The 20,469-nt window shown below is 69.8% G+C and carries 19 protein-coding genes and 1 tRNA gene; 8 read left to right on the forward strand and 12 right to left on the reverse strand.

The window, feature by feature from the left end; all coding sequences use genetic code 11:
* Positions 1 to 127 precede the first annotated feature (127 nt).
* Both RHCRD62_RS08655 and RHCRD62_RS08660 read right to left on the reverse strand, forming a co-directional pair.
* Positions 128 to 1,582, reverse strand: a complete 1,455-nt coding sequence (locus RHCRD62_RS08655; RefSeq protein WP_050064550.1) for an SDR family oxidoreductase — start codon at positions 1,580 to 1,582, stop codon at positions 128 to 130.
* Between the two features lie 217 nt (positions 1,583 to 1,799).
* Positions 1,800 to 1,885 (reverse strand) — tRNA-Leu (locus RHCRD62_RS08660).
* Positions 1,886 to 2,100: 215 nt separating this feature from the next.
* On the opposite strand from RHCRD62_RS08660, the gene RHCRD62_RS08665 reads away from it, so the two are divergent.
* Together RHCRD62_RS08665 and RHCRD62_RS08670 are read left to right on the forward strand one after the other, a co-directional pair.
* Entirely contained in the window at positions 2,101 to 3,429 is a 1,329-nt protein-coding gene (locus RHCRD62_RS08665; RefSeq protein ID WP_050064551.1) for a M20/M25/M40 family metallo-hydrolase, read from the forward strand.
* Between the two features lie 11 nt (positions 3,430 to 3,440).
* The gene (locus RHCRD62_RS08670; RefSeq protein WP_050064267.1) at positions 3,441 to 3,974 is read left to right on the forward strand and encodes a YbhB/YbcL family Raf kinase inhibitor-like protein; all 534 of its coding nucleotides are present in this window, start codon (positions 3,441 to 3,443) and stop codon (positions 3,972 to 3,974) included.
* Between the two features lie 76 nt (positions 3,975 to 4,050).
* On the opposite strand, the gene RHCRD62_RS08675 is transcribed toward RHCRD62_RS08670, so the two are convergent.
* Together RHCRD62_RS08675 and RHCRD62_RS08680 are read right to left on the reverse strand one after the other, a co-directional pair.
* Positions 4,051 to 5,121, reverse strand: a complete 1,071-nt coding sequence (locus RHCRD62_RS08675; RefSeq protein WP_050064268.1) for a quinone-dependent dihydroorotate dehydrogenase — start codon at positions 5,119 to 5,121, stop codon at positions 4,051 to 4,053.
* A 55-nt stretch (positions 5,122 to 5,176) separates the two neighbouring features.
* Positions 5,177 to 6,187: a YncE family protein gene (locus RHCRD62_RS08680; RefSeq protein WP_050064269.1), complete on the reverse strand. Its 1,011-nt coding sequence runs from the start codon at positions 6,185 to 6,187 to the stop codon at positions 5,177 to 5,179.
* A gap of 172 nt (positions 6,188 to 6,359) precedes the next feature.
* On the opposite strand from RHCRD62_RS08680, the gene RHCRD62_RS08685 reads away from it, so the two are divergent.
* Positions 6,360 to 7,049 carry a hypothetical protein gene (locus RHCRD62_RS08685; RefSeq protein WP_050064270.1) on the forward strand — a complete coding sequence of 230 codons (690 nt, stop codon included), beginning with the start codon at positions 6,360 to 6,362 and terminating at the stop codon, positions 7,047 to 7,049.
* Here RHCRD62_RS08685 and RHCRD62_RS08690 read toward each other — a convergent pair.
* The 7 genes from RHCRD62_RS08690 to RHCRD62_RS08720 form a co-directional block, all read right to left on the reverse strand.
* The gene (locus RHCRD62_RS08690; RefSeq protein ID WP_050064271.1) at positions 7,006 to 10,254 is read right to left on the reverse strand and encodes an ATP-binding protein; all 3,249 of its coding nucleotides are present in this window, start codon (positions 10,252 to 10,254) and stop codon (positions 7,006 to 7,008) included. The genes RHCRD62_RS08685 and RHCRD62_RS08690 overlap by 44 nt on opposite strands.
* A 54-nt stretch (positions 10,255 to 10,308) precedes the next feature.
* On the reverse strand, positions 10,309 to 11,130 hold the full coding sequence (locus tag RHCRD62_RS08695) for a heme ABC transporter ATP-binding protein (RefSeq protein WP_253277268.1): 822 nt from the start codon (positions 11,128 to 11,130) through the stop codon (positions 10,309 to 10,311).
* Positions 11,131 to 11,153: 23 nt separating this feature from the next.
* Entirely contained in the window at positions 11,154 to 12,167 is a 1,014-nt protein-coding gene (locus RHCRD62_RS08700; protein WP_157050871.1) for a FecCD family ABC transporter permease, read from the reverse strand.
* A 59-nt stretch (positions 12,168 to 12,226) separates the two neighbouring features.
* The gene (locus RHCRD62_RS08705; RefSeq protein WP_050064552.1) at positions 12,227 to 13,237 is read right to left on the reverse strand and encodes a heme/hemin ABC transporter substrate-binding protein; all 1,011 of its coding nucleotides are present in this window, start codon (positions 13,235 to 13,237) and stop codon (positions 12,227 to 12,229) included.
* Positions 13,238 to 13,251: 14 nt separating this feature from the next.
* Complete coding sequence (locus RHCRD62_RS08710; protein ID WP_050064274.1) at positions 13,252 to 13,929, reverse strand: biliverdin-producing heme oxygenase; 678 nt, start codon at positions 13,927 to 13,929, stop codon at positions 13,252 to 13,254.
* Between the two features lie 93 nt (positions 13,930 to 14,022).
* Entirely contained in the window at positions 14,023 to 14,448 is a 426-nt protein-coding gene (locus tag RHCRD62_RS08715) for a TIGR03668 family PPOX class F420-dependent oxidoreductase (protein ID WP_050064275.1), read from the reverse strand.
* A 10-nt stretch (positions 14,449 to 14,458) separates the two neighbouring features.
* Positions 14,459 to 15,385 (reverse strand): aldo/keto reductase, encoded by a 927-nt coding sequence (locus RHCRD62_RS08720; RefSeq protein ID WP_050064276.1) that lies wholly within the window; start codon positions 15,383 to 15,385, stop codon positions 14,459 to 14,461.
* Between the two features lie 181 nt (positions 15,386 to 15,566).
* Between RHCRD62_RS08720 and RHCRD62_RS08725 the strand changes: the two genes are divergently transcribed.
* From RHCRD62_RS08725 to mshC, 5 genes are all read left to right on the forward strand, one after another.
* A complete protein-coding gene (locus RHCRD62_RS08725; RefSeq protein ID WP_172671045.1) occupies positions 15,567 to 16,409 on the forward strand; it encodes an undecaprenyl-diphosphate phosphatase in 843 nt (280 codons plus the stop codon).
* 27 nt (positions 16,410 to 16,436) lie between these two features.
* Positions 16,437 to 17,153: a histidine phosphatase family protein gene (locus RHCRD62_RS08730; RefSeq protein WP_050064278.1), complete on the forward strand. Its 717-nt coding sequence runs from the start codon at positions 16,437 to 16,439 to the stop codon at positions 17,151 to 17,153.
* Between the two features lie 40 nt (positions 17,154 to 17,193).
* Positions 17,194 to 17,805 (forward strand): DUF3090 domain-containing protein, encoded by a 612-nt coding sequence (locus RHCRD62_RS08735; RefSeq protein WP_050064279.1) that lies wholly within the window; start codon positions 17,194 to 17,196, stop codon positions 17,803 to 17,805.
* A 4-nt stretch (positions 17,806 to 17,809) separates the two neighbouring features.
* The gene (locus tag RHCRD62_RS08740; protein ID WP_084734180.1) at positions 17,810 to 18,643 is read left to right on the forward strand and encodes an SCO1664 family protein; all 834 of its coding nucleotides are present in this window, start codon (positions 17,810 to 17,812) and stop codon (positions 18,641 to 18,643) included.
* 79 nt (positions 18,644 to 18,722) lie between these two features.
* The gene (mshC, locus tag RHCRD62_RS08745; RefSeq protein ID WP_050064280.1) at positions 18,723 to 19,964 is read left to right on the forward strand and encodes a cysteine--1-D-myo-inosityl 2-amino-2-deoxy-alpha-D-glucopyranoside ligase; all 1,242 of its coding nucleotides are present in this window, start codon (positions 18,723 to 18,725) and stop codon (positions 19,962 to 19,964) included.
* A gap of 49 nt (positions 19,965 to 20,013) precedes the next feature.
* On the opposite strand, the gene RHCRD62_RS08750 is transcribed toward mshC, so the two are convergent.
* Positions 20,014 to 20,442 carry a hypothetical protein gene (locus RHCRD62_RS08750; protein ID WP_050064281.1) on the reverse strand — a complete coding sequence of 143 codons (429 nt, stop codon included), beginning with the start codon at positions 20,440 to 20,442 and terminating at the stop codon, positions 20,014 to 20,016.
* Positions 20,443 to 20,469: the final 27 nt, after the last annotated feature.

Here is a 20,469-nt window from a genome sequence, read left to right on the forward strand (position 1 = left end):
ACTCCCTCGATCGTTCGCGAACGCGTGCCAGGAGTATTGACCGGATCCTCGGGTTTCAACCGTATCGCAGGTAGGGGAGCTGCGGGGCGTCGCGGCCCCGCAGCTCACCGTGGCTCGGACGGGTGGCTCACCAGGCGGAGGGCACGAAGTCCTTGAGGAAGCAGCCGTACAGGTCCACGCCTGCCTCGCCCTGGACGATCGGGTCGTACACGCGGGCGGCGCCGTCGACGAGGTCGAGCGGGGCGTGGAAGCCCTCCTCCGCGAGGCGCAGCTTCGTGTAGTGGGGGCGCTCGTCGGTGATCCAGCCGGTGTCGACGGCGGTCATCAGGATGCCGTCCTGCTCGAGCATCTCGGAAGCGCTGGTCCGCGTGAGCATGTTCAGCGCGGCCTTCGCCATGTTGGTGTGCGGGTGGCCGGGCCCCTTGTACCTGCGGGAGAACTGGCCCTCCATCGCGGACACATTGACGACGTACTTGCGGCGCGCCGGCGACGCGGCCATCGCGGGACGCAGCCGGTCGACGAGAATGAACGGCGCGACCGAGTTGCACAGCTGCACCTCGAGCAATTCGATCGGATCGACCTCGCCGACGTTCTGCACCCAGCTGTTCGTGTGCGCGAGGTCGGGCACGAGACCGCCGGCGTCGATCGCGATGCCCTGCGAAATGCGTTCCGGGGTGGCCGATCCCGCGACCATCGCGAGTTCGCTGACCTGGTGGACGATCGACTGCGTCGCGGCGGGAAGCGAACTGGCGAGGGCGGCCGGATGCGCGTCGCTGGTCTTGCCGAACGTCACGACCTCGGGCAGCGCGCCCGCGGGCAGCGGACCCGACTCCGCCTCGGCGAGTGCGGAGTAGGCGCCCGGCGACCGACGCACGGTCTGGGCGGCGTTGTTGATGAGAATGTCGAGCGGCCCCTGCGCCGCAACGTCGTCGGCGAGCGCCACCACCTGAGCGGGGTCGCGCAGGTCGATGCCGACGACGCGGAGACGGTGGCTCCAGTCGGCGCTGTCCTCCATCGCCGTGAACCGGCGGATCGCGTCGTTGGGGAAGCGGGTCGTGATGGTGAGGTGGGCGCCGTCGCGCAGCAGGCGCAGCGCGATGTACATGCCGATCTTGGCCCGTCCGCCGGTCAGCAGTGCCCGCCGGCCGCTGAGGTCGGTGCTCGCGTCCCGCTTGGCGTGGCTGCGTGCCGCGCACTCGGGGCACAGCTGGTGGTAGAAGGCGTCGACGACCGTGTAGCGCTGCTTGCAGATGTAGCAGGGGCGGGGCCGGATCAGGGTGCCCGCGGAGTCGCCTGCCGTCGGGGAGGAGATGAGCACGCCCGCGGTCTCGTCATCGATGCGGTTCGGGGAGCCGGTCGCGGTGGCGGCCACGACGGCGCGGTCGGCGGCCGACTTCGCGTCGCGAGTCTCGATGCGCTTGCGGCGCTTGAGGCGCTTGAACATCTTGCCGCTCGCGCGCTGTAGCGCGACCGAGTCGGGATGTTCGGAGTCGAGTTCTCCGGCTGCGGCGAGGACCTTCAGACAGGTCTCCAGATCCTTGGGGTCGATTCTCTCCGTGTCGGTGGGATCGATACCTGTCATCGGTTGTGCCATCGGTGGGGTGCTCGGTTCCTGGATCTCGTGGGTGATTTCGGCCGCAGTTCAGCCGTCGACCGCGACGGGCGGCCGCGATCGATTCTACCGACACGCGCGGCCACCAGCAGATTCCCCTGGTCGCGCCGCGAATTCGCAAGGCGCACAACAGAAGAAGGCCCCGGACTCGCGTCCGGGGCCTTCTTCTGTCTGTCTCAACTCAGAGTGCGCGAGGGGGGACTTGAACCCCCACGTCCATTAGTAGGACACTAGCACCTCAAGCTAGCGCGTCTGCCATTCCGCCACTCGCGCTTGCACACTCTTTGTTCTGCTCGCTGCTCTTCGCTGCGTGCTGGGAAAGATTAACCCACCCCGACCCAAAGGCCAAAATCGCCTCGTTGTCGCAGGTCAGAGGGGGTGAATTCGCGTCGACTCGGCGCTGAGGGTGGTGTGACGGGTGGTAGGAAAGGGTGGTGCCGCACATCGAGAACGCAGAGAACCCCGAAAACGCCGTCCGGTCCGGAGAAATTCGCAGTCGAGCCGAAGCGGAGGTCGTCGACCTCGTCAGCGCGCTCATCCAGTTCGACACCTCCAACACCGGTGACCTCGCCACCACGAAGGGTGAGCGCGAGTGCGCGGAGTGGGTCGCGAGGAAGCTGGAGGAGGTCGGCTACGAGACGGAGTACGTCGAATCGGGTCAGCCCGGCCGCGGGAACGTCTTCGCGCGTTTGCGCGGCGCGGACCCGTCGCGCGGAGCCCTGCTGATCCACGGCCATCTCGATGTCGTGCCCGCCGAACCCGCCGACTGGAGCGTGCACCCCTTCTCGGGCGCCGTCGAGGACGGATACGTGTGGGGCCGCGGCGCGATCGACATGAAGGACATGGTCGGGATGACGCTCGCGCTGGCCCGACAGTTCAAGGCCGAGGGGACCGTCCCTCCGCGTGACCTGGTGTTCGCGTTTCTCGCCGACGAGGAGGCGGGAGGCACCTGGGGATCGCAGTGGCTGGTGAAGAATCGCCCCGACCTGTTCGAGGGGATCACGGAAGCGGTGGGGGAGGTCGGCGGGTTCTCGCTGACAGTCCCTCGGCCGGACGGCACCGACGCACGCCTCTACCTGGTTGAGACCGCCGAGAAGGGCCTCGGCTGGATGCGCCTGACGGCCCGGGCTCGCGCAGGTCACGGCTCGTTCCTGCACGAGGACAACGCTGTCACCATCCTGGCGGAGGCGGTGGCGCGGCTCGGGCGTCACACGTTCCCGCTGGTCGTCCCCGACTCGGTGGCCGAGTTCCTCGGTGCGGTGTCCGACGAGACCGGCCTCGACTACGACCCCAGCGCACCCGACATCGACACCACGCTGCAGAAGCTCGGCACGATTTCGCGGATCATCGGCGCGACACTGCGGGACACCGCGAACCCGACGATGCTCGATGCCGGCTACAAGGCCAATGTCATCCCGCAGACCGCGACTGCCGTTGTGGACTGCCGGGTGCTGCCCGGGCGGCAGGCCGAGTTCGAGAAGGAAGTCGACCGGTTGATCGGGCCGGACGTGACGCGGGAGTGGATCACCAAACTCGATTCGTACGAGACCACCTTCGACGGACACCTGGTCGACGCGATGAACGCCGCGATCCTCGCGCACGATCCCGACGGACGCACCGTGCCGTACATGCTCTCCGGCGGCACCGATGCAAAAGCGTTCGCCACGTTGGGGATTCGGTGCTTCGGTTTCGCGCCGCTGCAGCTTCCCGCGGACCTCGACTTCACGGCACTGTTCCACGGAGTCGACGAACGAGTCCCCGTGGACGCACTAGAGTTCGGCACGCGGGTGCTCGAGCACTTTCTGTTGAACAGCTGAGAGGACACTTCATGGTTCACGATCCCTACGCCGACCTGCCGGACCTGCCGACCTTCTCCCTGACGTCGGAGCAGATCTCCGAGGGGGACACGGTGCCCACCGAGCAGCTCAGTGGCATCTTCGGGGTGCCGGGCGGCCAGGACGTCTCGCCGCAGCTGTCCTGGTCCGGGTTCCCTCCGGAGACGAAGAGCTTCGCGGTCACCATGTTCGATCCGGACGCCCCGACGGTGTCGGGCTTCTGGCACTGGGCCGTCGCGAACATTCCGGCGTCGGTCACGTCACTGGAGGAGAACGCGGGCGACGAGGGCGGGGCAGCGCTGCCCGAGGGTGCGATCACCCTGCGCCACGACGGCGGCGGCCACCGCTTCCTGGGCGCGGCTCCGCCGAAGGGTCACGGCGACCACCGCTACATCTACGCCGTGCACGCCCTCGACGTGGAGACGATCGACGGCCTCACCGCCGACTCGACGCCGGCCTTCCTCGGCTTCAACCTGTTCGGGCACGCCATCGCCCGCGCACTGCTGACAGTCACCTTCGGTCACTGACCTCGCAGGGTGAGGGGAACCGGGCGCCGGGCGGCCCGGCAAGGGTTCCCCTCACCCCGAGGTGATCAGGGAGGTATCAGCGGCGGGTGCCTGCACCGACCGCGTCGGCAAGTGAGGCGTAGCCGCCCTCGCGGACCTTGCGGGCCAGCCCCTTGTGAATCCGCTTCATCCAGAACGGGCCACCGTAGATGAACCCGGTGTACGCCTGGATCAGGGATGCCCCCGCGAGGATGCGCTCCCACGCCTGGTCGACGGTCTCGATGCCGCCCGCCGACACGAGGACGATCCGGTCACCGACCCTGGCGTGCAGTCGGCGCAGCACCTCGAGCGAGCGCTCGGCGACGGGGGCGCCGGAGATGCCGCCCGCCCCCAGTGCCGCCACTTCATCCGCGGGGGTGTTCAGCCCGTCACGCGAGATGGTGGTGTTGGTGGCGACGATTCCGGCCAACCCCAGTTCGACGGCGAGGTCGGCGACCGCGTCGACGTCCTCGTCGGACAGGTCGGGGGCGATCTTCACAAGCACCGGCACGTCCACGCACTCGAGTACCGCCGCGAGGATCGGGCGCAGTGACTCGACGGCCTGCAGGTCGCGCAGACCGGGGGTGTTCGGGGAACTGACGTTGACGACGAGAAAGTCGGCGAGCGGGCCGAGTAGGCGGGCACTGGTCGCGTAGTCGTCCGCGGCGTCCTCCGCGGCCACGACCTTCGTCTTGCCGATGTTCGCGCCGATCGGCAGCGTCGTGATGCGCTTGCGCAACTCGTTCGCCGCCGGACCGGCGCCGTGGTTGTTGAAGCCCATCCGGTTGAGCAGGGCCCGGTCCGCGGGCAGCCGGAACAGGCGCGGCGCGGGATTGCCGGGCTGCGCCTGCGCGGTGACCGTCCCGACCTCGGCGTACCCGAATCCGAGAGCGCCCCACACGTTCACACCGGTGGCGTTCTTGTCGAAGCCGGCAGCGAGGCCGAGTGGTGCGGGGAAGTCGATGCCGAACGCCCGGGTCCGCAGAACCGGGTCGGGGACGGTGAGGATCCGCGACACCACGGTCCGCAGCGGTGCGAGGGTGGTGACGAGACGCATCGCGAAGAACGCGAGATGGTGCACGCGTTCCGGCGGCAGCAGGAACATCAGACGCAGCAGCAGCTTGTACACGTTGGTGTCTCCAGGGCTATGCAGATGGGGGCTGACGTGGATGGGGTCTGGTCGCTCAGTGTGCCGCGACGTCGATGCGCTGGACCCCGTCGCCGGTGCCCGACGCCACGAACACCGTGCCGGTCTCCGAGTCGACTGCGACCGAGTTGGGTTGGCGGACAGTGGGGTAGCGGTGCTTCTCGACGGGGCTGCCGGTCGAGAGGTCGAAGCCGATCACCTCGTTGGTGGCGGTCACGGTCACCCAGACCATGCCGGTGGTTGCATCGACCGCGAGCGCGTACGGCGAGTTCGGGACCGGGTACTTCTGATGCATCATCAGCGGATCGGCGGTGAAGGAGAGCAGTGCGCCGCCGTCGGTGTCGGCGACGAGGATGCGACCGAAGTTGTCGGTGATCAGGTTCGTCGCACCGGTGCCTGCACGCAACGCCATGCCGGGCCTCTCGCCCTCGAGGTTGATCTCGGTGACCGAGGTCTGCTGACGGTCGAGGGCGCTGACCTCCTCCCCGACGACGCCGAGCGCGTCGACGGAGACGAGTCCGTCGACGGTGTGCGCGACCGCGCCGGAGGCGTCGATCTCGAGGACGTCGCCGTCAGCGGTGCCGACGGCGATGCGGCCGTCACCGAGGAGCGCGGTCGACTGCACGTCCGCGTCTACGGGAATCGTCGTGGCGGTGCCGTCCGCGATGTTCACCGTCGCGACTCCCCGGCCGGCGGGGACCGCGAGGACGCCGTCGCGCGGTGCCGACAGCGACGCGGTTCCACCCGGCAACGCCACCTCACGCGGCGCCGCAGCGGGATCGGTTGCAGACACCGTCAGCAGGGTGCGGGCATCATCTGTGAGCATCGCCACGGTCCCCGTCGACGGGTCGAACGTCGCCGCCGCGATCCGCTGCACGAGCGGGGTCACCGTACCGGCGGGAGTGTTGGACTGGACGGGTGACTCGGCCGCGGTCGCCGCCTCGATCGTCTGGATCTTGTCCTCCCCACCATCGCTGGCACAGCCGCTGACCAGCAGCAACGCCGCTCCTGCGAGTACGGTCGCGGTGCGTGCGCTCGGGCCCGGCATGTACGTCTCCTCACGGTGGTGGATCTGTTCGCGGTCGATGGCGAACGAGAGTCGGCCTCCAGCATTCCCGATCGCCTCCCCGTTCCCCGAATCACCACCCCGTGATCGCCCTCGGACAGCCCCTCCGGCCGACGCCAAGTCGTCGCCAAGTGCGGGGGTTCAGCCTCGTGACATGACCATCACACCCGCACTCCTGTATCGGCTCAGCGCCTGGGCGATCATCGTCGCGTTCGTCCTCAACCTCACCGGAGGGCTCCTGCATCCCGTCGTCGACGGGAACTCCCACTCCGCCGACTCGCTCACCGCGTGGACCAGTCCGTGGGCACAGCTGATCCTGCTCGTCGGTACCGTCGTCCAACTCGTCGGGCTCCCCGGCGTCTACGCCTGGATCGCGCAGCGCGCCGGCTTCGCGGGGCTGATCGCGTTCGTGACGCTCTACGCGTCGCTGATGCTCACGGCGCTCAGTCACCTCACCGTCGAGGCCTTCGTCTCGTACGAGCTCGCATCGGATCCGGCGTTGGCGCACCTGCTGCCCGGAGACGGCTCGCTCTTCCCGTCCACGATCTTCGTGACGATCCAGACCGTCTTCGGGCTCGCGTACATGCTGAGCCTGATCGCCCTCGGCGTCGTGCTGATGCGTACCCGCGCGGTGCCGCGCTGGATCGGCGCGATCATGGCCATCGGCGGCGTGATCTGCGTCATTCCGTGGCCGGAGGCGCCCGGCGTCACCGGCCTGGTCATCGAACTGCCCCGTGGACTCGCATTCGCGGCGATCGGCGCCGCGATCCTGCGTGTGGGAGGCACGCGCGACCGGTCCACTACGCCCGAGGTCGGACTCGAAGCTCGTGCGCTGTCCGTGTGACGAGGTCCGAGGCGGCGGCCCGAAACCGGGCCGCCGCCTCGACGTCTCCGAGTGCAGCGGCGAGCGCACCGAGCGCGGCGTCGACCGGTCCGGCGTAGAACGATCCGGAGTCCAGGCCGGCGATCCGGCCACGGAACGGCAGCAGGGCGTCGTACAAGAGTCGCGCCGTGTCCAGTTCGCCCAGGCGTGCCGCGGCGTGCGCCTGGAACGTTGTCATCGCGAGCCAGTAGTAGTCGCGGCCGTACGGTGCGCTCGACGCCCACAGGATCCGTGCCCGGTCGGCGTCACCGGCGTCCAGGAGCGCGACGATCAGCGGGAACCGCACCGACTGCGGCCGCAGCGACTCGAGTTCCTCCAGTACCGGGACGAGCGGCGCGAGGTCGCCCGCCCGCACGGCGGCGCCGATCCACCCGATCAACCCGATCCACTGCGCCGACGCCACACCCTGCGCGGCCATCGCCGCGGACACGGCGTCGAACGCCGCGACGCCCTCCTCGACGCGGTCCGCCATCAGAAGCGCCATGGCATCGAACACGGACAGGACGCCGAGCATCTGACCCAACTGGTGCCCGGCAGCGTGCTTCATCGCCAGCCGGGCGTTCTCCTGGGCAGCGGGAAGGTCGGTCACCGCGGTGGCCGCGAGGAAGCGTTGGAAGTAGGCGAGGGAGGTGAAGCCCTCGTCGCCGGTCTCGTCGGCCGCGGCCAGCAGCGCCGCCGCGTTCGCGGTGCGTTCCGACACCAGATCCGGACCGAACGCGACGTATCCGAACGCGTTCAGCGCCCGCATGAGGACCCGAACGTCCCCGGATTCGGCCGCCGCGTCCCGCGCCGCGACCGCGGCCTCGAGGCAGCGCCGGTCGTCGTGGCCCTCCAGTTCGAACGTCAGCGTCGTCAACAGCAGTGCCCGGTCGCCCGCGGTCAGGTCGTCGCGACCGAGGCAGGCGTCGATCGCGTCGAGCATCTCGGTATCCGGTGCCGCGTCGACCTGGATCGTCCACACCACGGGCGCCGTCCACGACGTCACGGCACGCAGCAGGGCGTCCCGATCGCCGAGGTTCCGCGCGAGTTGGATCGCACGCCGCCGCAGTGCCCGCGCACCGACGACGTCACCGGTACGCGCCTGCACACCGACCCGCGCGGTCACGACGTCGGCCGTCACGCGCGGATCGGCGGCAGTCGCCATGGTGGACAGTGCCTCCGCGGACTCCCACAACGCCATCGCGTCACGGTGTGCGGCATTGGCTTCGGCGTCGCGGGCACCCGCCCGCACGAAGTCGAGCAGGTCGGCGGCACTGTCGGGGGTGGCCGCCGCAGCCGCATGGTGTGCCAGGACGGCGGTGTCGCCGGGCCTGCGGATCGCCAACTCGGACAGCGCCGACGCGTGCAGTCGTCTGCGTCTCATCGGTGACAGCTCGTCGTAGAGCGTGGCGCGGACGAGGTCGTGGCTGAACCGCACCCGGTCCGGGGTCGGTTCGGTGACGATGCCCGCGAGAAGGGCGGGTTCGAGAGCGTCCAGCAGGGTGTCGTCGTCGGTCTGCCCCAGTCCGGCGAGGGTTTCCAGATCCGATTCGCGTCCGAGCACCGACGCTCGTCGCAGCTCGAGGACGGTGCGCTCGGGGAGTCGGGAGATCCGTCGGCGCAGCACGTCCCGGACCCCGTCCGGGACGCGAGTCCGGAACGCGTCGACGCCTTCGGAGGCGAGGAGGCGGGTGTACTCGCGCAGGAACAGCGGATTGCCATCGGTTCGATCCAGCAGTTCCGACAGCAGAGCGTCGTCGAGGTCGGGGAGTCCGGCTTCACGGGCGATGGCGGCGGCGCCGTCACGTCCGAGGCCGTGCAGGGTCAGTCGGGTGCCGGGGACGGCTGCCGTTGCCGCCCACGTCGCCTCCAGATCCGAGCCGACCTCCGTGGGACGGAAGGTGCACAGCAGCACCGTGACGGATCGTGCTCCAGTGGTCGCGACGTGCCTCAGGACCTGCAGCGACGGCTCGTCGGCGCGGTGCACGTCGTCGAGGACGACGACCGTGCGGACCCCTGGCCGGGTGAGCAGGTCGGCGACCCGCTGCCCGATCCGGAAGGGTGAATCCGAAGCAGCGGTGTCGTCGCCGAGATCGCGCAGCGCCTCGATCCACGGCCATCCCGCGGGAGCGCCGTCGACCTCAGGGCAGTAGCCCCGCGCCACCTGCCAGCCCGCCGCAGCGGCCTCGTCGGTGAATATTCGGGCGAGGGTGCTCTTCCCCTCGCCGGCGTCGCCGCCCACCCACACCATCTGCAGACCCGACTCGGCGGCACGACGGGCGGCGGCCCGGACACCACCCAGGAGGTCGTCGATGCCGGTCGCGCGGGAGTCGTCCCACCGGAGATCCGGCGCCGGTCCCGGCGCACGGTCGTCCAGCGGGCTCGGCGTGAGAGCCGCGTCCTGGCGCAGGATGTCGCGTTCGAGTTCCTGCAGTTCGGCGGAGGGGTCGACGCCGAGCTCGTCACCGAGATAGTTCCGGGTCCGGCGCAGCACTTGCAGCGCGTCCGCCTGCCGTCCGGTCCGGTACAGCGCCAACGCGTGCAGTCGGACACCGCCCTCGCGACCGGGGTGCTCGGCCGTGTGCCTGCTGAGGGTATCGAGGACGAGGTCGGGCGTGCCGAGTTCGAGGTGGGCCTGGGCCAACGCCTCGAGCGCGGTGCAGCGCAGGTCTGCCAGTCGGGTGTTCTCCGCACGTGCCCACTGCGCGTCCACGAACTCGTGATAGGGCTCGCCGGTCGCGAGTGACAGTGCAGCGGAGAGGATTTCGGCGCGTTCGGTGGCGTCGACGCGACGCAGGCCGTCGGTGACCAGGTTCTCGAACTGCCAGACGTCCACCGACTCCGCCGGCAGATGGAGCGCGTAACCCGGTGCGGCGCTGACGATCACCGACGCGGGCGTTCGAGGTGCCCGTGTCGGTTCCAGGACCCGGCGCAGGTTCGACACGTGGACCTGGAGTGCGGCCAGCGCCTTCGGCGGCGGCTGGCCCGCCCACAGGTCGTCGATCAGCAGGTCCGTCGAGACCACCCGCCCCGCCGCGGCCGCGAGGCGCGCGACGACGGACCGGGCGCCGGGACCCCCGAGCGCAGCCGGGGCGCCCGCCACGGTCGCGGAGAGGGGGCCGTGCACCCGCAGGTGCACGGCGTTGAGCGGTGTCGGTGCCGCGGGCACCGCCTGCGTCTCGGTCATCGCAGCGGCAGCGTAACGCCGTGCCGGGCCGTTCGCTCGCTGTTCGGGTTCGCGTCAGCGCGGGTCGCGTCGGGGCAACACCAATTGGGCGCCGGTGCGCGGATGGTCGAGGACCTCGACGGGGTGGCCGTAGACCCGCCCGAGCAGCTCCTCTTCGAGCACCTCGCGAGGGGTTCCCAGCGCGGCGAGCCCGCCGTCCGCGAGCACGGCGACATGATTCGCGTAGGCGGCGGCCAATGCCAGATCGTGCAGGACCACCACGACCGCGGCGCCCTCCCGCGCGCGTTGCGCGGCCAGCCGCATCACCGCCTCCTGATGCCCGAGGTCGAGTGCCGCGGTCGGTTCGTCGAGCAGCAGGGTCGGGGTGCGCTGCGCCAGCACCCGGGCCAGCGCGACCCGCGCCTTCTCGCCGCCGGAGAGGGCCGCGAAGGGGCGCGCCGCGAACCGTTCGACGTCGCATTTCGCCATCGCCTCGGCGACCGCGTCGTCGTCCTCGTCCCGTAGCACGGTCCGAGCCCAGGGGGTGCGGCCCATCCGGACCACCTCGGATGCGGTGAACGAGAATCCGACGGTGTGCTGCTGGGGCAGCACGGCACGGAGCCGAGCCATGTCCGCACCGGTCCACTTGCCGAGCGGGCGGCCGGCGAGCTCGACGTGGCCTGCCGCGACGGCGGTGTCCCCGGACAGAGCTGCCAGCAGGGTGGACTTGCCTGCGCCGTTGGGGCCGACGAGGGCGAGGACCTCGCCGGCCCGGACGTCGAGGGACACCGAGTCGAGGACGCGCCGGGAGCCGCGGTCGACGGCGACGTCGACCGCTCGCATCGTGACGTCGCCGTCGCCGGGACGGGTGGGTACGGGAAGATCGCGTGCGAACATCTCGCGCAGCCGGGTCGACACGGTCATGCCCAGCCTCCCTGCTGCTTGCGCGTGCGGCGCAGCATCCAGAAGAAGAACGGCCCGCCGATCAGCGAGGTCAGCATGCCGAGCGGGAGGTCGGCGTTCGGCACCAGGGTGCGGGCGCCGAGGTCGGCGGCGAGCAGCACGATGGCACCGCACAGCACGCTGGCGGGGATCAGTATCCGATGTCCCGGTCCGACGATCATTCGCATCAGGTGCGGCACGACGAGCCCGACGAACAGGATGATGCCGGTGAACGCCACCGACGCCGACACGAGCAGCGCGACGATCAGGACCGCGATCTGCCGCAGTCGCTCGACGTTGACGCCGAGGTGCGCGGCGGCGGACTCGCCGAGGGCGAGCAGGTCGAGGCGGTGCGCGATCAGCATCGTGGCGGCGATGCCGACCACCGCCATCGGGGTGACGACGGCGACGGCCTGCCAGGTGGCGCCGTTGAGGCTGCCGAGCTGCCAGAAGACGATCTGATCGCGGGCGGCGGGATCGGCGACGAACGTGAAGAACGCGATCAGCCCACCCGCGAACGCGTTGATCGCGACGCCGGTGAGGACGAGGGTGACCACTTCGGTTCGGCCCTCGGATCGCGCCAACAGGTACACGAGGATCGTCGTCGCGAGTCCGGTCGCGAACGCGGCGGCGGCGACGGCAGTGCCCGCGACGAACGCGCCGCCGGTGAGGATCACCGCGCACGCGCCGACCGCCGCGCCCGCGGAGACCCCGATGACGCCGGGTTCGGCGAGCGGGTTGGCGAACACGCCCTGCAGCAGTGCACCCGCGCAGGCGAGGCCCGCGCCGACGACGATCGCGAGGATCACCCTGGGGAACCTCACCTCCCAGAGCGTGACTTCGCCGACGGGGTGCGCCGGCATCGGCCCGATGTCGAGACCGATGCGATGCGCGATCGATCCGAGTACCTCGGCGGGGGAGGTCGGCACCTGGCCGACACACGCCGAGACGAGTGCGAGGACGAGCAACCCGAGGGCGAGGGCGGTGAGCACGACGGCCGGACGCGGCCGCCGTGACTCGCCGCTCTCGACCGGGGCGGCGGCGCGGGTGGTCACTCGGCGCCGTAGAGGGCGACGGCGAGCGCCTGCAGCACCTCACCGGTCCGCGGGCCGAAGCTGAGCAGCACACCGTCCTGCATGTCGACGACGCGCTGATTCCGGCCGGCGGGGGTCTGGGCGATCCCGGGAATCTTCGCGAGACCGTCGAGGCCGCCGATGGAGTCGAGGCCCTTGGTCATCATGAGGAACGCATCGGGTGACGCCGCGATCATCGCCTCGCTCGTGATCGGAGTGAACTGCTGCGTCAGACCTGAGGCGGTGCCCGCATCGACGGCACCGAGCGCCTCGATCAGCGAGTCCGCACCCGAACCCGGTCCGGCCATCATCGTGATCGAGGTTCCCCGCATGTACAGGAAGGCGACCTTCGGTGGGGTCCCGCCCTGTGGGGCCATCGCGGTGGAGGCCTCGATCTCGTCGGTGGTGCGTGCGGCGAGCGCCTTGCCCTGCTCCGGGACGCCGAGCGCGGTGGCGACCGCCTCGATCTGGCCCGGCACTCCCTCGAGCGTCCGGGTCGGGTCGAAGAACACGACGGGGATGCCGGCCGACCGCAGCTGGTCCTGAACCGTGCGCGGGCCGATGCTCGTGTCGGTGAGGACCACCGTCGGATTGAGCGCGAGGATCGCCTCGGCCGACATCGAGTGCCCCGACGGGGTCACGTTCGTGACCCCGTCGACAGCCGGGAACGTCGCGGCACCGTCACGTCCGACCAGACGATCGCCGAGCCCGAGCGCGTACACCGTCTCGGTGAGCGTGCCGTACTGGTCGGCGGCGACGATGCGGCTGGTGTCGGTGACGGTGACCTGCGCGCCGTCGAAACCGGTGACCGTGACCGGCAGCGCCGGTGTCGGGTCGTCCGCGATCGGCGTCGGGTCGAGATTGTCCAGGGTGGCGGTGCTTCGGCCCGACTGGTCTGCCGACCCCGCGTCCTGGGAACTGCATCCCGCGGACACCACGGCGACCGCGAGAACGGCCACCGCGGCGCGGAACACCGTCCGGGTACGCATGGACATCGAACAGATCACTTGACCAGGTAGGTGTCGATGTCGGCTTCGAGGTCCGCGAACAGGTTGCTGTTGAGTTCGTAGGCGAGGTTGACCTCGTCGATCAGCCGCTGCTGCTCGTCGTCGGTGAGCGGTGCCGCGTCGAGCTTCGCGCGGTAGGCGTCCTTGTAGAGCTTGGGCTTCTCGATGGCGTCGAAGATGTAGAAGCGAAGTCCGTCGGTGTCGTAGCCGTAGGCGCGCTCGAGCATCCGGCGGATGATCTGGCCGCCCGACAGGTCGCCGAGGTAGCGGATGTAGTGGTGCGCGACGAAGCCGGCAGGCCAGTCGTACGCGACCTCGGTGAGGCGGTCGATGTACCGCTGCGTTCCGGGCGTCGCCGTCACCTGGTCTCGCCACTGCGCGCCGAGCAGGAACTCGAGGTCGGCTTCGAGAGCCTCGGTGCGGAGAAGTTCGTCACCGAGGAACGGTGCGACGAGGGGATTGTCGGCGTGGGTGCGGCCTGCCTCCTCGAGGGTCCGGTACACGAGGTAGGTCTGCGCGATCAGAGCCGCATGGGCGGCGGGGGACAGCTTGCCCGCCAGCAGTTCGCCGACGAACCGGGATTGCTCGGTGTTGCGGTGTGCGGCGTCGGTCTGCACCTTGATCCGCTCGGCGAAACCGGGTGTGGCCGCTGCCGCCGGGTCGAGCACTGTCATCGTTACCCCTGTCAGGAATGGTTTGTCGTTGGACACGGACCATGATGGAAACACGTTGTCGGTAACCGTGTCTCAAACAGGTTAGCCTGCCCTTCAGTGGTCGTGCGTGCGGGCGACCCACGTCACCCATTTCTCCGGCCGCACCACGATGACGGGGCCACCCGGCAGTACCGCCCTGTACTGCGAATACTTCCTCGTGAGCGCGCGAACGGCGGCGGCTCCGACCGCCGAGGTGGCGTCCACCACTTCCGCCGGACCGTCGACCCGGACCCACCACAGCCGGGTCCAGTCCTCGGCGTACTCGTCGACGAGGATGCTGGCCCGGCCGTGGGCGCGCACGTTGTCGAGTCGGCGCAGCCGTCGCGTCGACTTCGGTTTGTCGTCCACGGCGCTGACGATCAGGTCGCCGGACACCGCGAACACCACCGGCACCAGGTGCGGTAGTCCGTCCGCGGTCACCGTGCCCAGGGTCGCGACCCGCGCGGCCGCGAACCGTTCCCGCGCGACGTTCTCGTCCACACAGTCGAGGTTAGGCACTCACGTCGTCGAGCGCCGCCGCGATCGCGGCGGGAAGTTCGAGCTCCTCCGCCGCGAGCACGCCGGTCACCTGTGCGTAGTCACGGGCACCGACGATCGCGCTCGCGACGCCGGGCTGATCCCGAACCCAGGCCAGGGCCACTGCGAGCGGTGACGCGCCGAGACCGTCGGCGGCGGTGATGACGGCGTCCACCACCAGCCCCGCGTCGGCAGTCAGGTACTGCGACACCGACTCCGCCGTCGCGTCGGCAGCCCCGCGGGAATCCGCGGGAACGCCGCCCCTGTACTTGCCGGTCAGCACACCGCCGGCCAACGGCACCGCCGCGAACATGCCGATCGCATGGTGCTGCGCAGCGGGAATCAGTTCCTCCTCGACACCGCGCGCGAGGAGCGAGTACTCGGCCTGCGTCGCGGTCAGTGGTGCCGACCCCAGTGCCCGGGACGTCGCCGCCGTCGCCAACTGCCACCCGAGGTGCCCGCGGGCACCGACGTATCGCACCCGGCCCGACTCCACGGCATACGCGAGGGTCGCGGCGATCTCGTCGACGGGAGTCTGCGGATCCCATGTCGCGACCTGCCACAGGTCCAGGTGGTCGGTGCCGAGTTCGCGCAGGGTGTCGTCGAGTTGGGCGAGCAGCGCGCGCCGCGAGCAGTCCACCCCGCCCGGGTGGACGCCACCGCTGCTCGAGATCACCAGGTCGGCGCGGGGCACGACGTCGTCGAGCAGTTCCGCGAGAATCCGCTGCGCCGTACCGCCGCCGTAGAACGGCGACGAATCGACCAGTGTGCCACCGGCTTCCACGAACCCCAGCAGCTGTGCGGCCGCCTCGTCCCCGTCGGTGTCCCGGCCCCACGACAGGGTGCCGAGGCCGAGGCGGGACACTCGCAGTCCACTACGTCCGACCGTGCGCTGCTTCATAGTTCGATCACCACAATTGCGACAGGGTAGTGCGGGACGGCGATATGTGTGCTCCTGACTCGCCGGGTACGGTGCACTGCGTGATGCGTCACCCCGCCACGCTAGTGGCCACTGTCTCCGCCACGTCGATGGCCCACCTGCCGGCCCGCTGCTCGTCCGAGACCGAAAGGCGTACGCGGTGATCGGGGAGTCGATGACCTGGCTGCAGGCGATCGTCCTCGGCATCGTCCAGGGCCTGACCGAGTTCCTCCCGATCTCCTCGTCCGGGCATCTGCGGATCGTGTCGGAGTTGTTCTGGGAGACGGATGCCGGTGCGTCGTTCACGGCGGTGACACAGCTCGGCACCGAGGCTGCGGTCCTGGTGTACTTCGCCCGCGACATCTGGCGCATCGCGGTGGCCTGGTTCCGCGGACTGCTCGACCGGGATCGGCGTGACCACGACTACAAGATGGGCTGGTACGTCATCATCGGCACCATCCCCGTCGGTGTCCTCGGGTTCCTGTTCAAGGACCAGGTCCGCACCGCCGCGCGCAACCTGTGGCTGGTCGCTGCAATGCTCATCGTGTTCGCACTCGTCATCGCCGCTGCCGAGCACTTCGGTCGCAAGCAGCGACCCATCGAGGAGCTGACACTCAAGGACGGCATCCTGATGGGTTCGGCGCAGGCCCTCGCACTGATCCCCGGAGTGTCGCGTTCGGGAGGCACCATCAGCGCGGGCCTCTTTCTCGGACTCACTCGTGAGGCCGCGGCGCGCTATTCGTTCCTGCTCGCGATCCCTGCGGTCACCGCGGCCGGGTTGTTCTCGCTTCCCGACGCGTTCGCGCCCGCGGGTGAGGGACTCAACGCCAGCGGTGCGCAGTTGCTCGTCGCGACCGCGATCTCGTTCGTCATCGGCTACGTCACGATCGCCTGGCTGCTGCGGTTCGTCGTCAACCATTCGATGTACTGGTTCGTCGGCTACCGGATCATCCTCGGTGTCGTGCTGATGGTGCTTCTGGGGACCGGTGTCGTCGCTGCGACCTGACCGCCCCGTCGTGGCTAGGCTGGCCCCATGACGGTGATCCTGGTCCGGCACGGCCGCTCGACGGCCAATACGTCGGGCACGCTCGCGGGCCGCAGTGCCGGCATCGACCTGGACGATCTCGGACGTGAGCAGGCGGAGGGCCTCGTCGGCAGGCTCGCCGACCTCGACGTCGCGGCGATCGTTCGCTCGCCGCTGCTGCGGTGCGAACGGACGGTGGCGCCGCTCGCCGAGAAGTTCGGGCTGGTGCCGCTGGTCGACGACGCGCTGGTCGAGGTGGACTACGGGCAGTGGACGGGTCGTCCCATCAAGGACCTGCTGGGCGAACCGCTGTGGAAGGTCGTGCAGCAGCATCCGTCCGCCGCCGTGTTTCCGGAAGGGGAGGGCATCGCGCAGGTGCAGGCCCGTGCCGTCGCCGCGGTTCGTGCCCACGACGCGCGGCTCGCCGCCGAGCACGAACGAGACGTCCTGTGGATCGCGTGCAGCCACGGTGACGTCATCAAGTCGGTGCTCGCCGACGCGCTCGGATCACACCTGGACGCGTTCCAGCGGATCGTGGCCGAGCCGGCATCGGTGAGTGTCGTTCGCTACACCCCGACCCGCCCGTTCGTCCTGAAGATGAACGACACGGGTTCGGACCTGAGTGGGTTGCGCGGGCACGGCGGGAAGCCGGCGGGAGTCGCCGCATCCGAGGCCGTTCCCGGTGGCGAGGTCGGAACCGGGGGAAGGGCGGATAATGGGAGCTGACAGGACGGGAAACAGCGGTTCGATCAGGCGGAGGTGCTGAATGTCTCGGGCAATTCACGTGTTTCGCACCCCCGACCGCTTCGTTGCGGGCACCGTCGGCGAGCCCGGCGATCGCGCCTTCTACCTGCAGGCCGTCCATGCCACCAGGGTGGTGAGTGTGCTGCTGGAGAAGCAGCAGGTACAGGTGCTCGCCGACCGGGTGGGTCTTCTGCTCGACGAGGTGCACCGCCGCTTCGGCACCGAGGTTCCGCCGCACGAGGCGCAGCCGAGGGACATCAGTCCACTGGTGATGCCTATCGACGCGGAGTTTAGGGTCGGCACGATGGGGCTCGGCTGGGACTCCGACGCGGGCGCCGTCGTCGTCGAGTTGCTGGCGGTCTCGGAGTCCGAGGTCGACGAGTCGATGGTCCTCGACGACGTCGAGGACGGGCCCGACGCGGTCCGGGTGTTCCTCACCCCCGAACAGGCCAGGGAATTCGCCGCCAGATCCGAGAGGGTCGTGTCCGCGGGCCGGTCACCGTGCCCACTGTGCGGGGAGCCGCTCACCCCGGGCGGTCACATGTGTGTCCGGACCAACGGGTACCGGCGCGGGTCGACGTTCGCGAAACCGGTCGACGATCCCGGTGGCGATCCCGCCGACGACGAGAGCTGACCAGGTGACCTTCGCAGCATCCGAGCCGGGCGACCACGATCCCGTTCCCTCCGACGTCCTCGCGACGGGCGAACTGACCGTTCTCGGTCGCATCGTCTCGGCCAGCAACGCGACTCTGGTGTGTGAGGCGACGTTGGACGACGTCACCGTGCGATGCGTCTACAAGCCGATCCGCGGGGAACAGCCGCTGTGGGATTTCCCCGACGGCACCCTCGCGGGCCGCGAGGTTGCGTCGTACCTGGTGTCGGAGGCGTTGGGGTGGAGCGTGATTCCGCGGACGATCCTCCGCGACGGGCCGTACGGACCCGGAATGGTGCAGCGCTGGGTACCGACCCCCGAGTCGGTCGGTGACCGCGGCGAACGGCTCGACCTCGTCGACATCTGTCCGCCCGACCGTGTGCCCGACGGCTGGTTCCGCATCCTGCAGGCCTATGACGGGGAGGGGGAGGAGGTCACCCTGATCCACGCCGACGATCCCCGGCTGCAGCGCGTCGCCGTCCTCGACGTGCTCCTGAACAACGCGGACCGCAAGGGCGGGCACGCACTGGAGGGAACGGACGGGTCGGTGTACGGCGTCGACCACGGCATCTGCCTGCATGCGGAGAACAAGCTGCGGACCGTGCTGTGGGGGTGGGCGGGACAGCGCATCGGCGGTGACCTGCTCGTGGACATCGAGTCGTTCGAGGTGGCCCTGCGCGGCGACCTGGCGGACCGGCTCGCCGAGTACGTCACGTCGGGGGAGGTCGAAGCATTGCGAATGCGCACTCGAGACCTCCTGACGAACCCCGTGATGCCGCAGCCGACGACGAACCGCCCCATCCCCTGGCCCGCGTTCTGAGCGGCCGGTCGGGGCAGTCGGCGTCCTGACCCGATCCCGTCCATGCGGCCGTTTCACAGTCTCCGATAGGCTCGCCGTCATGCAGTCCTGGTCCGACATCGCCGTCCCGCCCGTACCCGGTCAGGGGCCGCCGTTGCGGTTGTTCGACACCGCGGATCGCCGCGTTCGGCCCGTCACACCCGGGCCGACGGCGACCATGTACGTGTGTGGGATCACGCCGTACGACGCGACGCATCTCGGTCATGCCGCGACGTACCTTGCGTTCGACCTCGTGAATCGGATCTGGCGCGACTCCGGGCACGACGTCCACTACGTCCAGAACGTCACCGACGTCGACGATCCGCTGTTCGAGCGGGCCGAACGCGACGGCGAGGACTGGGTTGTTCTCGGGATGCGGGAGACCGCGCTGTTCCGGGAGGACATGGAGGCGCTACGCGTCCTGCCGCCGCGCGACTACATCGGCGCAGTCGAATCGGTGAACGAGGTTGTCGAGATGGTCGGCAAGATGCTCGCCGCGGGCGCTGCGTACGTCGTCGACGACGCCGAGTACCCGGACGTCTACTTCCGGGTCGACGCGACCGAGCAGTTCGGATACGAGTCCGGTTACGACCGCGAGACGATGGAACGCCTGTTCGCGGAGCGTGGCGGCGACCCGGCCCGCCCCGGGAAGCAGGACCCGCTGGACGCGCTGGTGTGGCGCGCGAACCGGCCCGGCGAGCCGTCCTGGCCGTCACCGTTCGGACCGGGCAGGCCCGGCTGGCACGTCGAGTGCTCGGCGATCGCACTGAACCGCATCGGCTCCGGGTTCGACGTGCAGGGCGGCGGCAGCGATCTGATCTTCCCACACCACGAGTTCTCCGCCGCACATGCCGAATCCGTCGTCTGCGAGCGGCGTTTCGCACGTCACTACGTTCACACCGGCATGATCGGGCTGGACGGCGAGAAGATGTCGAAGAGCCGCGGCAACCTCGTCTTCGTGTCCAAGTTGCGCGGTGAGGGCGTCGATCCGATGGCGATCCGCCTCGGCCTCCTGTCCGGGCACTACCGCGTCGACCGGCCGTGGACGGACGAGGTGCTGGCAACTGCTCAGGAGCGGGTGGCGCTGTGGCGCCGCGCCGCCGCGCTGCCGACGGCGCAGGCCGTCGAGGACACCATCGCGCGCCTGCGTCAGCATCTGGCCGACGACCTGGACACCCCGAAGGCACTCGACGCACTCGACGGCTGGGCCCGCCGTGCCGTCGACCACGGAGGTCACGACGCCGCGGCGCCGGGACTGTTCTCCGACGCTGTCGACGCGCTGCTGGGTGTCTCCTTGCGCTGACACGGTCGGGCATTCTCGCCGCCACTCGCCGCCGTCGGAACCGGAGTCCTCAGTGTCCGTCGCGGTGCCTGGGAGTCTGACCACCGGCGTCCGGTACCTCCCGTGGGTGTGTGTCGTCCGCGCTTTTCGCGTTGTGGTCCGGATCGAGTGCGTCGGCGCGATTCCACTGTTCGTTGACCTCTGCGCGTGCGGTCGTAGCCTCGGCGCCTGCCGCGCCCGCTTCCTGCTGCAGGCGTTGCGCTTCCGCCCTCTTCGCGTCCGCCTCGGCGGCGGCGATACGGGCTTCGGCGGCGGACTCGTTCGCGAGTGCCTCCTGCCGACCCGCCTCGAACGACTTCTGTCTCGCGTCGGTACGAATCTCCTCGGCTTGCCTGCGGTGCTGGGTGGTCCGTCTGCGCATCAGAGCCAGCACAACCGCAGCCACGACCAGCACTGCGACGACCGCAATCACGATCCACACGACGGTATCGGTGTTCATCTCGACTCCTTGTCATGGGATCTGCGG

It is taken from the genome of Rhodococcus sp. RD6.2 (assembly GCF_001040705.1).
Taxonomy (GTDB): Bacteria; Actinomycetota; Actinomycetes; order Mycobacteriales; family Mycobacteriaceae; genus Rhodococcus_G.

Coding starts and splice junctions, on each gene's coding strand:
- RHCRD62_RS08655 (WP_050064550.1), bottom strand. CDS start 1,582: ATGACAGGTATCGATCCCACCGACACGGAGAGAATCGACCCCAAGGAT.
- RHCRD62_RS08670 (WP_050064267.1), top strand. CDS start 3,441: ATGGTTCACGATCCCTACGCCGACCTGCCGGACCTGCCGACCTTCTCC.
- RHCRD62_RS08680 (WP_050064269.1), bottom strand. CDS start 6,187: ATGCCGGGCCCGAGCGCACGCACCGCGACCGTACTCGCAGGAGCGGCG.
- RHCRD62_RS08685 (WP_050064270.1), top strand. CDS start 6,360: ATGACCATCACACCCGCACTCCTGTATCGGCTCAGCGCCTGGGCGATC.
- RHCRD62_RS08690 (WP_050064271.1), bottom strand. CDS start 10,254: ATGACCGAGACGCAGGCGGTGCCCGCGGCACCGACACCGCTCAACGCC.
- RHCRD62_RS08695 (WP_253277268.1), bottom strand. CDS start 11,130: ATGTTCGCACGCGATCTTCCCGTACCCACCCGTCCCGGCGACGGCGAC.
- RHCRD62_RS08705 (WP_050064552.1), bottom strand. CDS start 13,237: ATGCGTACCCGGACGGTGTTCCGCGCCGCGGTGGCCGTTCTCGCGGTC.
- RHCRD62_RS08710 (WP_050064274.1), bottom strand. CDS start 13,929: ATGACAGTGCTCGACCCGGCGGCAGCGGCCACACCCGGTTTCGCCGAG.
- RHCRD62_RS08720 (WP_050064276.1), bottom strand. CDS start 15,385: ATGAAGCAGCGCACGGTCGGACGTAGTGGACTGCGAGTGTCCCGCCTC.
- RHCRD62_RS08730 (WP_050064278.1), top strand. CDS start 16,437: ATGACGGTGATCCTGGTCCGGCACGGCCGCTCGACGGCCAATACGTCG.
- RHCRD62_RS08735 (WP_050064279.1), top strand. CDS start 17,194: ATGTCTCGGGCAATTCACGTGTTTCGCACCCCCGACCGCTTCGTTGCG.
- mshC (WP_050064280.1), top strand. CDS start 18,723: ATGCAGTCCTGGTCCGACATCGCCGTCCCGCCCGTACCCGGTCAGGGG.
- RHCRD62_RS08750 (WP_050064281.1), bottom strand. CDS start 20,442: ATGAACACCGATACCGTCGTGTGGATCGTGATTGCGGTCGTCGCAGTG.